General features: G+C 51.6%; 9 protein-coding genes. All 9 read left to right on the plus strand.

From position 1 onward, the window contains the following. The first annotated feature begins 1,140 nt into the window (after positions 1 to 1,140). The 9 genes from IX84_RS15350 (at position 1,141) to IX84_RS15395 (ending at position 14,953) form a co-directional block, all read left to right on the plus strand. Positions 1,141 to 4,020, plus strand: coding sequence for a hypothetical protein (locus tag IX84_RS15350; protein WP_044222618.1), 2,880 nt, complete (start codon positions 1,141 to 1,143; stop codon positions 4,018 to 4,020). Continuing rightward, complete coding sequence (locus IX84_RS15355) at positions 4,008 to 4,577, plus strand: hypothetical protein (protein WP_044222620.1); 570 nt, start codon at positions 4,008 to 4,010, stop codon at positions 4,575 to 4,577. Before IX84_RS15350 ends, IX84_RS15355 begins: the two co-directional genes overlap by 13 nt. A gap of 138 nt (positions 4,578 to 4,715) precedes the next feature. Continuing rightward, a complete protein-coding gene (locus tag IX84_RS15360) occupies positions 4,716 to 5,606 on the plus strand; it encodes a SprB repeat-containing protein (RefSeq protein ID WP_160213798.1) in 891 nt (296 codons plus the stop codon). Positions 5,607 to 5,608: 2 nt separating this feature from the next. Continuing rightward, entirely contained in the window at positions 5,609 to 5,806 is a 198-nt protein-coding gene (locus tag IX84_RS33385) for a T9SS type A sorting domain-containing protein (protein WP_238578294.1), read from the plus strand. A 2-nt stretch (positions 5,807 to 5,808) separates the two neighbouring features. Beyond that, complete coding sequence (locus tag IX84_RS15375) at positions 5,809 to 8,733, plus strand: T9SS type B sorting domain-containing protein (protein WP_052516041.1); 2,925 nt, start codon at positions 5,809 to 5,811, stop codon at positions 8,731 to 8,733. 336 nt (positions 8,734 to 9,069) lie between these two features. Beyond that, positions 9,070 to 10,770: an FG-GAP-like repeat-containing protein gene (locus tag IX84_RS15380; protein WP_044222634.1), complete on the plus strand. Its 1,701-nt coding sequence runs from the start codon at positions 9,070 to 9,072 to the stop codon at positions 10,768 to 10,770. Between the two features lie 111 nt (positions 10,771 to 10,881). Next, entirely contained in the window at positions 10,882 to 11,961 is a 1,080-nt protein-coding gene (locus IX84_RS15385) for a putative type IX sorting system protein PorV2 (RefSeq protein ID WP_044222637.1), read from the plus strand. A 410-nt stretch (positions 11,962 to 12,371) separates the two neighbouring features. Continuing rightward, the gene (locus tag IX84_RS15390; RefSeq protein ID WP_044222640.1) at positions 12,372 to 14,261 is read left to right on the plus strand and encodes a tetratricopeptide repeat protein; all 1,890 of its coding nucleotides are present in this window, start codon (positions 12,372 to 12,374) and stop codon (positions 14,259 to 14,261) included. Positions 14,262 to 14,356: 95 nt separating this feature from the next. Then, entirely contained in the window at positions 14,357 to 14,953 is a 597-nt protein-coding gene (locus IX84_RS15395; protein WP_044222643.1) for a hypothetical protein, read from the plus strand. Positions 14,954 to 14,957: the final 4 nt, after the last annotated feature.

A 14,957-nucleotide genomic window follows, 5' to 3' on the forward strand; every position in this document is an offset into this window, starting at 1 on the left:
GCTGATTTTCAACGCCACAAAGATAAAAATAGTATGGAAAATTGGGATTATGGGCGGATAAATCGGTGGGGTGGGGGGCTGCTCGTGTCATCCGGCTGAAATCCAAATGAACGCTAACCACCATAATGATAACGGCATTGAAGAATGGTGCACCTTTGGTCTGGTCTTTTTTTGTTCAGTCTCTATTTGGCTTTCAAGTCATAAGCAGAGCGGGCTTGAAACGTTCCCTTTTCGCTGACCAGAAACCAATTAATGCCTGAAAGTGTAAGAGGCACAATGTTTTTTTGAAAAAACAACCCAAAAATTTTGGAATCTCGCGGGGGGGGGGTAAATTTACCATTGTTAGTAAACTACATAGAGTTACAGAAGCAACTAAGACTTCTGTCTCCTGTATGCACAAGGTATATTCGCGCAAGCGCTTAATCATCTATTGCACATTTTTATCTGGGGAACAAAATCGGTAAAGAGTATGGCTTCTGTCGTCAGCATGGTTTACTATGTCTGATGAATGTCTGCTCGTTCAATAAGAGATAGGATTACCTGTTCGCAGGTATAAAGCTTATCCTTTTGGCTGATGCATTTAGAAGCTGTCTTGGTGGCTAGATTGGTTTGGAATAAAGCATCGATAGTGTGGCTCTGGGTACGATATTTGTTTAATCCGTTGATGCCCTACTTCGAACCTTTCTGCCAGGGCTTAGCCGTTCAAGTCTAAGATTAGGAGTTCTATGCCTGGAACCTTAACAATTGGGTTCTTACATGTATAGATATGTATCAATGTTTGGGTTGTCAAATGGTGAATTAGATTAGCATTATTTGTGCGGTAATCCCGGCACAAAGATTAAGTGTAAGGTCCATCAACGGTCCTCGGTAAGGACTGAACTGTTAATGCGTCCCTGTATGCACAAGTTGGTGCATACCTGACATAATATTCGTTTTCACAGCTTCCGGCATCGTGTACCGCCGGAAGGGTAAACCCCTTTGCCCGGGTGTCAATTTCATGCTGATTCGGGCATTAAAACTTAGATTAAGGCTGTGTTGGGAATTCGCTTTTGGAGCGAATGCAGTCAAATTTCATTCTGAACAAGGCTCGATGAAGGAGCATAGCCAAAGCTACGTGACTGAAGAGGAACGTAGTGCAGGATGAAATTTGGCAAATACAGCCCAAAGGGTGAAATCGCAACACAGCCTCAAATGCAAAAACATCGTGCTACTCATTCCTGTACATCCTTTACGGTATTTTCCGGTACGTTTTTCAGTAAGCGGCTGGGGCAACTGGTCCTGTTGGCTGCCCTGTTTATAGTGCCCTTCCTCACATTCGCTCAGAGCTGGGATACGGTGCGGATTGTTGATTTTTCAAACCCCTCCTTTACAGATAGCCTTACCGGGGTTCAGGGGTTTGCTCAACAAGGCTTTGGAAAGGGAAACAATGGTGCTTCCGGAAGTTTTAATGACCTTTGCGCGTTCACAAACAGCTTTAGTGCTCAGGACCGTATGCGAATGTGCGTATCCCTGCTGGCAGGTGTAACCTATCGGGTATCCATTAATGGGAAGGTGAACAGAGCCGGGCAGGCGGTCAATTTTGCGTATGCGCCGGCGTCTAATCCCCAACAGGTTACAGTCCTATCACAGAGTATTCCGCTTGCTGATATTGACTATAATGATCCTGGTGCAACCATGGAAAGCAATACGTTTGCTGTAGCGGCTAATGGCAACTACTGGGTGGCTGCGGAGCATGGAGGTGCGAATCTCCCCGATGTATTTGCCCGGCTGGATAATTTCATGGTCGAAGCCCTGGAAGAAGCCCCAATGCCCAGTTTGTCTCTGACAGATAATGATGGTAACCCAATAACAGGCGGCATAGAGGCCGAGCCCGGCACCTCGTTCACGCTATGCCTGTCGCCTGACAGCGCGCCTGTTGAGGATATGGCGTTAGCGCTTAGTATTGATGGGGACGGCTCCCCGCACTTTAGTGATTTCACCACTATGCCGCTGACCTTCCCGGCAGGCAGTACTGACAATGTGTGCTTCGAGCTGTCGCCAAGCGCAGAGGCTGTCGCCGGTATATACACGTTCCAGCTCACGGATGGAAATGGTGAGGAAGTGATGAGCTTTGGGGTGGGGGTGGAGCCGCCCTGTACTAGTGTCGCCGGGCCGGACCACATCATTTGCGCCGGGGAGACTGTACAATTGGGTACGGGCTGCCTGCCAGCGCCTCACCCATTGGATGGCGTGGATTATTGTTATGCTTGGCTGCCTATAGATGGGCTGGATGACCCTGCATCTGCTATGCCTTATGCGACGCCTTCTAAGACGACTACCTACACCGTTTATGTGACTACTTCGGAGGGGGAGTTGATTGTGGAGGAGGAAGTAGTAGTCAGTGTCATAATGTTTGATGCTTCTATTGTTCCTATTAATCCAGTCATTTGCTCAGGTATTGGTGAATTGAGTAGTTCAGATAGTGCTCCTGATTTGAGTTACAATTGGTCTACGGGAGAAACGACAGAGTCAATTTTTATAACTCAACCTGACAGTTATGGTCTTACTGTAACAAATAGCACAACTGGCTGCACATCAGTATCTGAAGTAGATGCCATAGATGGAGAGAACCCCAATGAGATTGAAGAGTTTTTTCTAAATGAGGAAGGTTATGTACAGTTCGATATTGAAGTTCTTGATGAAATCAGTCTGAAGCAAAATGATTCGTCCGCTACTGGTAGGCAGTTTTTTAATGATCTGGTAATCGATTATGCAAATCTAACTATCCATTGGGAAGGTGAGGATATGTACCCGAAACAGTTCCTTTTTCTAGACATAGATAGAGCTATGCTAGATGTGAACAATGCTAAGGCTTATATTACAAAAAACACTAACTTGTGTTCGGACTTGGATAATAACATAGGTAGTCAAATATTAAGTGGGTTCGACCTTCAAGATCAAGATTATGGAGTGCATATGCATATTTGGGAGGCACCACTTCAAGATGGACAAAGTAAATTTTTCTTGAAGTTTTTTCCCCATTATTCAGGGAATCTACCTGATGTAGATGAGGCAGCAACTGAAGCTTACACAGGGGATGAGTGTCCTGTTTACAACCTACCTCCTGCTTGCAATGAGGAGTTTCTCCCTTATGCAGTTTCTACTTTCGATGATGAGGAGTTCTATGGATTTAACTGTGAGAATGGAATCTGGTATACAGGTGATATTGTGGAAATGAATGAACCAATATCTGGTTTAGCCGATCCAACCCAGTATGAATGCTGTGATGGAGATATATTGAGATCAAATGGTGAAGTGGCAAAGATAGACCTTGGGTTTAGCCCCGAGAATCCGACTTCTAATTTTGATTGGAAACCTACACTCAAAGTTTATCTTTATGCTACATACCCCGATTTATATCCGACAGAAACCTTAGTTAGGAAGTTTTATACTGCATATACTGCTAGCATATTGGGAGTTAGTCCTATTCTTAAGTTTAAGAAAGAAAGGGATATATTATTTACCCATTTTACAAACGGTGGAGGTGATGAGCTTTCATGGAAGTGTGGATCAGAAATTTCAAAGACGGGGTTTGCTATTCTGCCTGAGGTTGTTGATATTCTTGATGGCTTCGAGTTGGTGCTTAAAAATTGGCTTAATGAAAATGATAATCTCGAAGATTTTTTCTTAGGGCAAGAACTAGAAATACAAAGCGTTGTCACTGCTCCCAATTTAAGTAACCCACTTAACTTATGGGCATTTGCTATGATGGGTGGCACACAGGGAAGACAGATTGAGATTAGAAAGTTTTCCAAGCTTGGGAATTGCTATGAGATAGAAGTCGTTTTTACAGTTTATGACAACTTTGGGCTCGGGCTAACTGAGAAGTGGAGTATACCTGGAATTGCAGAGCAGTTTGTCCTTCAGCATTTTCGTAATGAAGACAACACCTATGGATGTAGTGAAACCGAGCCATGTTTCCTACCTGTTACTAATCATTCAGCAGAAGTGCTTAAAAAATACATAATATGTACAGATTGATTACACTACTTTTTGTACACATTATATTAATGCAAAGCTGTTCAAAAATCGGTGTGGGGCGCTGGGACCCACATGACTATAAATCTCTTAAGTACAGATGGATTGTAACTACTGGAGCTTCAAAGAAGGTAAGTCTCAAGTATTTTCTTAAGAGAGATTTTGAGTTTTCGGATACTGCTAAGGTAAGTGAGTTGAATGATTTAGTTGTTTGCTTACTTAAAAACCGGCATCAATTTAAACCGAATACGCCCTATGTACCAAACTCGATAGAATCAATAGATAGTTATAGCAGAATCGATATACAGTTTTACAGCACAAACTATAATGATTTTGAAGATATTACTGGAGAGTATTACTTGTTATTTAGGTTTGAATACAAAGATGGTCTACTTCAGCAAAGTAAGAAGTCATATATAGGGTTTGAAGAATTTTTGCAAAAACTAGAAACAGATAAGCGGTCTTATGAGCAAAGATCATTTCAGCTAGATTTGACTAGATACGACGATTTAGATTGTGAAGGAGTAAAGGCATTCGAACTAGCTACGGATCGATTTTAAGAGGTTAAGCAGTAGATTACACCAAGTGTCTTTTAAACAAGAGGCATCAACAACATAAAAATGTCAACTTATCGCAAGGGGGCGATCCACCGATTCCTATTGGTGCGTCATAGCCACATCCTTTGCCCAAACACGAGTATGATGAAATACACGATTACTACCGTCCTCTTTGTAACCCTGCTCAGTGCGCTGCAGGCACAGATAGGGATTGAGCTCGATCTCGAACCAGGCGATTGCTTCTGCGAAGGCACCCCACAGCAGCCCTTTTCAGTCACGGCTGAGGGCAGTGCCGGGCCCTTCACCTATGAGTGGTCGAGCCCTAATGGCTATTCCTCCACAGCAAAAGAGCCGGACGATATTGTGCTGGCAGGCGAGTATACGCTTGAGGTTTATAATGCTTATGCTTGTTCTTTTACGTATAGTGTGGTATTAGAGGCCTGTACTGGACCCACCTTCCAATTCGATATCGACCCCCCTTCTGATTGCGGAGTAGACGACGGCCATATAAATCTTACCCTTACCGGGGGCACAGCGCCATTCACCTACCAATGGTATGTCAATGGCAGCCCTTCTGTGACTTCGGAGGATTTTGAGGATGCGGAAGAAGGGCAGGCTTACAGCGTAGAGGTCACGGATGGAAATGGTTGTGTGCATTTCGCGGAAACACCCGAGGTAGAACAGTTGCCGCCGCTTTCTTTAGAACTGTCATCTGTGTCAGGCGCCTGTCCCGGGCTGAGCAATGGTGCTGTTGAGGTAGTTGCTAGTGGCGGTGCGCCACCCTATCAGTTTCAGTGGAGCAATGGGGCAAACACCACCGTAGGAGAATTGAATGGACTGCTGGCAGGCAGCTATTCGGTAACGGTGACAGATGATGATGAGTGCAACAGCACGCTCAGCTTTGTGATAGAGGGTGCAAGCCTGCCGGCAATATCTGTTTTGGAGCAAACGCCTCCTCTTCAAAAAATGGTAAATTCGCAGTCTACCCAGCTCCATTCAGCAGTTTTCTCCAATTGGAGTATCAGGGTTTGAGCTTGGAAAATACCAGCAAAGTCTATATCTCATTATTAAACAGCTTAGGCATGAGGGTGTACAGCCACTCGTATCAGGAGGTGTTCGAACAAGGTACATTGTCCATCACCAGCCTCAGCCATCTCCCCTCCGGCATTTATTGGCTGGAAGTGGCCATAGAAGGGCAGCCCCCTCAGTTGTTCAAGTGTATCAAACAATAAATATGATGCGTCAGCGCATTTACTTTTTTTTCCTGTTGGGCACCTTGTCCGCCTTGTCCTCAAAGCCTGCAAATGCTCAGGACTTTTGGGTGTTCGATAGTATAAATACTATTTTTAGTGCTCGATGGGTGCATTATGATATTCAGACCTGTGAGGAACTTGACACGAGGACATTGGGGTCATTACTGACCCCTAATGGTTATACATTCATTGGCACGGATAGCCTCATAACCTATTATACGGGATTACAGGCAGAGTTTTCCCTGGCAGGCGAAGGCATTTACACCTTCCCGATCAGCAGCAACTTCAATGCCGGGATCACTCTAAAAGGGACACTGCCCGACACAAGTATTGAGGGGGCAACCTGCAATTACGAAGGGCGGGCGTACCTGGCCGGCGCCGCAGTGAGCACCTATGACTACACCAACGGTGCCCTGCAGGAGCTGGGCAGCCTGCCCGATACGCTGCGCTGTGGCGGGGGCTTTACGCAGCGGGGCGGGCGGTTCTATATGGTTACTCTGGAAAACGAACTGGTGCTGCTCAATATGGCTGACCTTCAGCAAAGTCAGGTTGTGCATATGTTTCCGGATTCCATAGGCGATGTACAGGCAATGGGCTCTTTCCCTTATGCCTGCGACAGCATCGCCACTTACGTTTTTGCGACGGACGATACCGGTGATACTCAGGTCTATGAACTGGATGTTGAGGACTATAGCTTGTCCTTCCATTGTACACTTGATGCCTTTGTCACGGGGGTCGCTTCTTCTACCGAATGCACTTTGCCGCCTTGCAGTATGCTTTACACCGACCTGGACCCCGACGACAGCTCCGGTGCCTCCGGGCTGGGCTATCAGCGCACGACTTGCACCGGCCCGGTGCCGGTGGCCGATGCGGATGTGGAGGTTTTTTCGCCCTTTGTGCTGGATTCAATCCGCCTGCAGGTGCTGAGCCCGCCCGATGGAGGGGCAGAGCAGTTATCCTGCCCGGGGGCGCCCGGAGTGGAGGTAGCGGGCAACAACACCGGGAGCTTGCTTTTATCCAACAGCTATGCTTCCCTCGGTACCGATTTTGCAGCTGCGGTCCAGGCTGTGGTGTATGAAAATACCGCTGCTTTACCTACCCTGGGCAGCCGGGAAATCCTGTTGGAAATGTATTCTTCCTACTACGGGACTATGCCGAGCATCGCTACCATTACGCTCGATACCCTGAACAACCTCGCCCTTGCCGCTGATACGGCTTCTACGCGCTGTTATGGACAGGAGGACGCTTCGGTCTCCCTACAGGGCGAGAACGGCACGGGTGGGTACACCTTCACCTGGCCCGATGGTGTACAGGCTGCCGAGCGCAGTGGGCTTGGAGCGGGGAGCTACCTCATCCAAATCGGTGACGGGCAGGGGTGCAGTGGACGGGATACGCTTTGGGTACAAACCCCCGATAGCCTTTCGGTGGGCATAACGGCAGCGGCACTGTTTGCCTGCGAGGGTAGTGGCAGCCTTACCGCCTCCGGAGTTGGGGGTACGGGCGCTTACGCTTTCGCCTGGAGCAACGGGCAGTCCGGTGCCACCACAACGGGGCTTGATGCAGGCACCTACACCGTTACCCTTACCGATGCCAATGAATGTGAAGCTACAGCAGACTTTGAGCTGTTGCAAGCTGATACTTTCCTGCAAACCGATGTGGTGGAAGACTGTGCAGGCACGCCTTATATGTGGCAAAACCAAACCTTCACCACCGACACCGCCCTCTGCCTCACCTACACCTCCCAGTACGGCTGCGACAGCACCCACTGCCTGGAGCTGCGCTACGAGCAGCGGGAGGGGAGCCTACAGGCGGATATCTGCCCCGATGGGGCCTATGCCTTCGGCGGGCAGCTGCTCACCGTGCCCGGCACCTACCGGGATACGATTAGGGACGGGCAGCCTTGCGACAGTGTGGTGGTGCTACAGCTCGGGCTCCTCCCGGAGCCGGCTTTGTCCATCAGTCAGTCGGGCAGCCTCTGCAACGGCGGCAGCGCAACGCTTACGGGCAATGGCAGCGGCACTTTCTTATGGAGTGATGGCACCGCAGGGCCTGCCCTGAGCACCACGGCCCCCGGCACCTACGCCGTCACCCTCACCGATGCCAATGGCTGCACCGCTTCGGACAGCCTGAGCCTTTCGGAAAACAGTATAGACTTCACCTTTACGTTGGGCTATACCGGCTGCCCGGAGCCCGGAGCCGGTCAGTTGCGGGTCGACAGCATCTGGGGCGGTATGCCGCCTTACAGCTATCAGCTCAATGATGGCCCGGTACAGCCCGGCCCGGTCTTTTCCGACCTGTCTGCACAGCCTTATACGATTGCGGTAATCGATGGCAGCGGCTGCGCCCGGGCCCGTCAGGCGGCCCTGCCGGCAGCCACGCCCCTGCAGGTGAGCCTGCCCGCCGATACGAGCATCCGCCTTGGGCAGGAAGTGCGGCTGCCGGCTGCTACAAATGCCACTAGCTTTGACATCGCCTGGGACCCGCCCACGGGCTTGTCCTGCACCGATTGCCCGGTGCCCCTGGCACAGCCGCCGGGCACCACGGCCTACACCGCTACCCTGACGGACAGCCTGGGGTGCACGGCTACGGCCCGCACGACCATTTACGTGGATGCGTCCGCTCCTGCCTACCTGCCCAACGCCTTTTCGCCCAACGGCGATGGCCGCAATGACCTGCTGACGGTCTATGCCGGCACGGGCGTCGCGGAGGTCCGCCTGATGCAGGCCTACAACCGCTGGGGCGGTCTGGTCTATGAGGCGCAAAACTTCGCTCCCGGCTCAGGAGGCTGGGACGGCGTTCATAAGGGCGAGTCTGCGCCTTCGGGCGTTTACCTTTGCCGCCTGCACCTGCTGTTGCTGGACGGGCGGGAGGTGGAGATTGGTGGGGAGGTTTTGTTGGTGCGGTAGTCTCGCCCGGCGCACTCCTTTCGCCGGGCGTGCTTGAGTTAGAACGCCGGGGGAAAAGTAGAGCCCCCGGCGTTGGGCGAGCGGTGCCGGTCTTCATCCTGGCGAACATGGCTCTTGGGGCCTGGAGGCGACAGTAAGTTGTCGCTGCGTTGCGGGCGGCGCTTAGGCGCTCAACCTCAACCTCAACCTTAGCCTTTCCCGGGCGATCCAAGACAAGGTTCCCCTAAAACGTCAAAAATCGTATCGCACAAGTCAAAATGTAGGGTTTTGAGCCGAATGGATATCCTTTCATTGACGAAGTTTTGCTACTTTTCAGAAAAGTGAAATGCAGGACTTATGGTTCGGTTATGTTTTTTGCTGCTTGCTTTGATGGCAAGGCTGCTGCCCGCACAGCCTCTTTTCTTTGATGGTTCCGCCGGTGCCGGCATTGGGCATCCTGGCCGGAACTTTGGCGTCACGTTTGGTGATTACGATGGCGATGGGGCCGATGATATCTACATTTCCCGCCACAATGCGCCCAATCTGCTTTACCGGGCTATCGGCAACGGACAGTTTATGGAAGTGGCTGCGGAGGCAGGCATTGCGCATGTGGGGACGACCAATGTGAGTGCCTGGGGCGATTTCGATAATGACGGGCACCTCGATCTCTACCTGGGCAACCGGGATGAACCTAATATTTTGTACCGCAATAATGGCGATGGCACCTTCACCGATATTAGCGTAAGCGCAGGGGTCAACTCCGGGCATCGCACCCGGGCGGTCCTCTGGGGAGATGTGGACCGGGATGGGTATGTCGATTTGTACGTAGCCAACCTTGCCGCGCCCAATTATTTGTACCACAACAACGGCGATGGAACTTTCACCGATATTACAGCGGCTGCCAATGCCCAGGACTTTGGCATCGCCATGGGCTCCCTGTTTTTTGACTACGATAACGATGGTGACCTCGATCTGTACCTCACCCACGATGCCAATCAGCCCAATATCCTGTACCGCAACGACGGGACCGGGCACTTCGAGGACGTCTCGGTGGCCTCCGGGGCTAACATCGCCGCTCAGGGCATGGGCGTAGATTTTGCGGACATCAACCACGATGGCTTCTTCGACCTGTACATCACCAACCTGTATGAAAACGTCCTGCTGCTCAGCGATGGGGATGGCACCTTTACGGAAATCGGTGGTCCAGCTGGGGTGGATGACCTGGGCATGGGCTGGGGGACGGTCTTCCTGGATTACGATAACGATGGTCACAGCGATATTTATGTGTCCAACGACACCTACTTCGCCCCATTCGATAACCTGCTGTACCGCAATCTGGGGAATACGACTTTTGAAATCGTCAGCGAAGGTACGCCCCTTTCAAGCCCGATGGCCGGCTACGGCGTCGCTACGGGTGATGTCAACTCCGATGGGAAACCAGATTTGCTGCTCGTCAATGCCGGATCTCAGGACGGCAATCAGCTTTTTCTGAACAGCACCGAAAACGGGCACCACTTCGTCAAAGTACGCCTGCGGGGCACGGAAAGCAATACTGCCGCTATTGGTGCGCGGGTCACGGTGGAAGCCAACGGGCAGGTGCAAATGGATGAAGTCTGCGCAGGCATGGGCTATGCCTCCCAAAACAGTTTTACCTTACACTTCGGGTTGGGGGACGCCACGCTTATCGACCGGTTGTCCATTCGCTGGCCGAGTGGGGCGGTGGAAACTTATGAAGGGCTTGGGGTTGATCAGCATTATTTCATCACGGAAGGGGAGGGGATGGTGACAAACGTTTCGTCAATAGCCGAGGCGGCATCTGAATTGAAAATCTGGCCCAATCCTGCCGAAGAAAGACTCTACATTCAAGTCAATGGGGAGGACTCCCGAAAGGAAGCGCTTCTACGTGTTTTCAGCGGTACAGGTACGGAAGTTTATCGGGCTCAGGTAGCTCCGGGTAGGGTGTGGGAGCTGCCGCTGAACAATTGGCCGGCCGGGACTTACTGGGTGCACTGGGCGGGAGCGTATAGGCAGCACGTTCGGCAGTTTGTCAAGCCGTGACGGAGTGTAATACGCTGCGCATTTCTGCAAAATATCCTGCATACCGGGTCTTAACACCACACGCAAAGCCGTATTATTGCGTTTCAAATGGCAGCAAACGCAACCAAGCTTATGTACAGAACGCTACTCTTCCTTACGGCAGGGCTTTTATTCGCCTTTTCCGGTCAGGCACAAAAATACAGCAACGAATTTCTCACCATCGGCGTGGGGGGGCGGGCGCATGGTATGGGCACCGCCGTTATCGCCAGTGTGGATGATGTGACCGCAGGTATGTGGAACCCAGCCGGCCTGGCTACCTTGCAACCGGATGATGGTTACCAGATTGGCGCCATGCATGCCGAGTGGTTCGCAGGCGTGTCCAATTTCGACTACCTTGGTTTTACCACGGCCCTGGCTAATGGCAACCGCATTGGGCTGTCTCTCGTGCGCTTCGGCATTGACGGTATTCCGAATACCCTCTCCCTGTACAATAGTGATGGCACCATCAATTTCGACAACGTCACGGAGTTTTCCGCTGCCGATTATGCCTTTATCCTGAGCTATGCCAAGCCGTTCAAGGTAAAAAAAGGGCAACTGCTGGGCGGAGCCAACATTAAGGTCATCCACCGGCGCATTGGGCCTTTTGCCAATTCCTGGGGCTTCGGGCTGGATGCCGGGCTGCAGTACCACATCAAAGACTGGAACTTCGGCCTGGTCGCCAAAGACGTCACCTCCACCTTCAATGCCTGGTCCTTTAGCTTTTCAGAGGACGAACGGGAGGTGCTGGAACTCACCAACAACGAAGTGCCCATCAACAGTGTGGAAATCACCCGCCCGCAAATCCTCCTCGGTGCTGCCCGCCGCTTCCAGTTTGGGAATGTAGGTCTCATGCCAGAGGCGAATTTCATCTTCACTACCGATGGCGCCCGTAACACTCTGCTCTCTGCCGACCCCATCAGCATGGATATTGCCGGGGGCGTGGAAGCGGATTATAAGGAATTTGTTTTCCTGAGGGCCGGGGTGAGCCAATTCCAGCAGATCACCAATTTTGACGGTAGCGAAAACCTGAAAGTACGCCCCAGCCTGGGTGTAGGCTTCCGGATATCCAGCCTGACGGTGGACTATGCCTACACGGATTTGGGTGCGGAGGAGAGTACTTACTCGCATATCATCTCTTTGCATTTGGCGATCCGGCCGAAGGGTGGCCGGTAGCACGCTGGCAGGGTAGGGGTATCCGTTCTTGTGGTATAAACCGTTGATTTTCAGGTGTATTAGGGCGCGCTGTATCCGGTTGGTAAGTGTTAGGGTAAAGTAAAAAGTTGCAAACTCCGTTTAGGATATTTTCTCTGTCCTACTACTTTAGTATACTTTTACGATCAACCGGCAGGTACACCTTTAAACCTTATTTACCAACTAACATCATTTGTATGTGCCCTTTTAGACATGATAGGGTCGGGCAGCTATACTCGGAACGGAGAGGTTTGGGCGTAAGGCACAAACCCGATGCACGAGTATATACCGACCCGCCTGCCTTTGCATGTCGGGCAGGCACGAAGTCGTGTTTGGTCCCAAACTACTTCGTCGTCGGTATATCTTCAGATTCCAACCTTGTTCCGGCAAGTGTGGCTTCGCAGAGGCGGACATCAGGCAACGTAAGCCTGCCCCGCAACAGGCAGCAACTCAATAAGCATGCCATTCGGTTTTACGGGATTTTACTCCTATTGCTTGGTACGTTGTTCCTCCCTTTACAAAACACCTACGGTACCCCTTGTGCTAATCGCCCGGAATACTACGGTGAAGAGTTGGCCGATTCCACAAGGCTACAAGTTACACCGGATAACGAGCCGCGCTCCCCTGGTTGGTCCGATTTAGAAGAAGGCGATAGTGCACGAGTGCTGCGGGAATTCGACCGTGCAGAAGCAGCCTATCAGGAAGCTATAGTTAAGGCCGGCCGCAGCCGGGATACGCAGTTATTGTTTAGGGCTTACATGGAACAAGGGAAAATACCTTATTTCAAAGGCGACTATCATAAAGCGGTTTCGGTATGGAAGAAAGCCCTGTCGCTTACCGGAGCATCGGTGCTGCGCCCTTCCGCCGAAGGGCGTATCCGTGCCAATTTAGGAGCAGGGTACATTGCTCTACAGTATGCTCAGTCTGCTTTTAAGCACCTGAGCCGGGCTTATGAAATTCTAAAAGACGAACCGGATGCCACTCCTTTTCAATTGGGCATTACCCGCCTGAATATGGCCGTAGCGCTTCAGCATATGGAGGCTTATGACTATGCCCGGCAGATCCTTCGCGAGCTGGAGGCAGAAGCAGAAAACCCCTACCTGAAGTCCCTGGTTTATGCGAACCTGCTTGCCATAGGAGGGGCACGAGAAGAAAAAACACAGTTTTACCGCTATCTCGACTCGCTTTATGTTTATGAGGACGGACAGCTTACGGGCCATACGCTGCAAATTATTGCTGAAGGAGGCCTTGCTTTTGCGGACTGGCCGTTGGTAAGGGAGCAACTGGTTCAAATTGCTGCTGCGGCGGCGGCAGACCCTGATGTCCGCTATATCCATGCTTTGCCGGAATTCGAGGCTTACTTCACGGAGCAGGGCGTGCTCTTGCTGGATACACAACTGATCAACCGCTGTGTGGAGCGAAATACAGACCGTAAAACACCCCGGCAGCTCTATGAATTGCTGCACCTGAAGAGTGAAATTGCTGCCCGGCAAAGCGATTGGGAAAAAGCCCATAAATGGCTTCGGGAGGCTGATCAGGTGGGGGCGATTTGGCAAGACAGCCTCCGAAACGCACAGTTTGCGGATTTTGCAGAGCAATATCGTAGCAGCAGTTTGAAGAAAGAGGTCGTGTCCCTGTCGAAAGACCTACTCGATAGGACGAGCGAGCTGCGCAGCAACCGGATCATTACCTTCACCCTTTGTGGGCTGTTGCTGGGGAGCCTGGGCGTTGCGTTCCTGTTTCTGTTCAATCTCCGCAAAGCCCGGAAGCTGGCTATTGAGGAAAAGACCCTTCGGGAAGAGAGTAAGCAGGTTGCTGCCCAAAAAATGGCACTGCTGGAGGACGAGCTGTCCAAAAAAGAGGAGAAGCTGCACTTTACCCTTACCCAGCAATTGCACATCCGTCAATTGTTTGAGGAGGCGGTGGCCTTTGCACAAAACACTTCCGGAGATCAGGATCAGGGGCGCTTCCTCAACCATCTTAAGATGGAGCAGGAGCGTCTCCGTGCCCTCCGCCAAAGCCAGGATTTGGAAACCGAGCTCAATGAGCAACTGCCGGTATTCATGGCACGGCTCAGCGAGCGTGCTCAGGAGCCCCTCACGCCTTACGAAAAGGCGGTGGCTGCTCTTATCCGGTCGGGCTATACAACCAAAGATATTGCTGCTCTTCTTGATAAGTCTGTCCGGGCTATTGATAATGCCCGCTATCGGGTCCGGCAAAAGCTGGGCCTCAATCGTACCGATCATTTGCAGAGCTACCTGGAAGGGATTGGTAGCCGGTAGGGGGGGGACCTGCTTGGCATTGGCTGGGGGGCTGGTGATTTGGTGTTTTGGTGTTTTGGTGTTCTGGTGGTTTGGTGATTTGGTGTTTTGGTGATTTGGTGTTTTGGTTTTCTGGTGCCGCCCTTGCAAAGGCTAAGGATGAGACCCTCCGTGGCCCTCCGCCGGAAGCGACAGCAAGCTGTCGCCCCCAGGAAGACCAAGCTTCGCCCCTCAACCTCAACCTCGGTCAAGCCCCCGTTCAAGACCAACCTCAACCTTACTCCGCCCTTGCAAAGGCTAAGGTTGACCCAGCGCAGCGCCCAGGGCAGGCTAAGGATGCGACCCTCCGTGACCCTCCGCCGGAAGCGACAGCAAGCTGTCGCCCCCAGGAAGACCAAGCTTCGCCCCTCAACCTCAACCTCGGTCAAGCCCCCGTTCAAGACCAACCTCAACCTGCCTCCGCCCAGGCTAAGGCTAAGGTTGATCCAGCGCAGCGCCCAGGGCAGGCTAAGGATGAGCCCCTCCGTGGCCCTCCCCCGGAAGCGACAGCAAGCTGTCGCCCCCAGGAAGACCAAGCTTCGCCCCTCAACCTCAACCTCAACCTCGGTCAAGCCCCCGTTCAAGACCAACCTCAACCTGCCTCCGCCCTTGCCAAGCCCCTCCAAAGCAGTAATGCATTAGATAAAAGTTTAATAAGTTATTTTGAGAGTTGAGCTG

This window comes from Phaeodactylibacter xiamenensis, assembly GCF_000759025.1.
Lineage (GTDB): Bacteria > Bacteroidota > Bacteroidia > Chitinophagales > Saprospiraceae > Phaeodactylibacter > Phaeodactylibacter xiamenensis.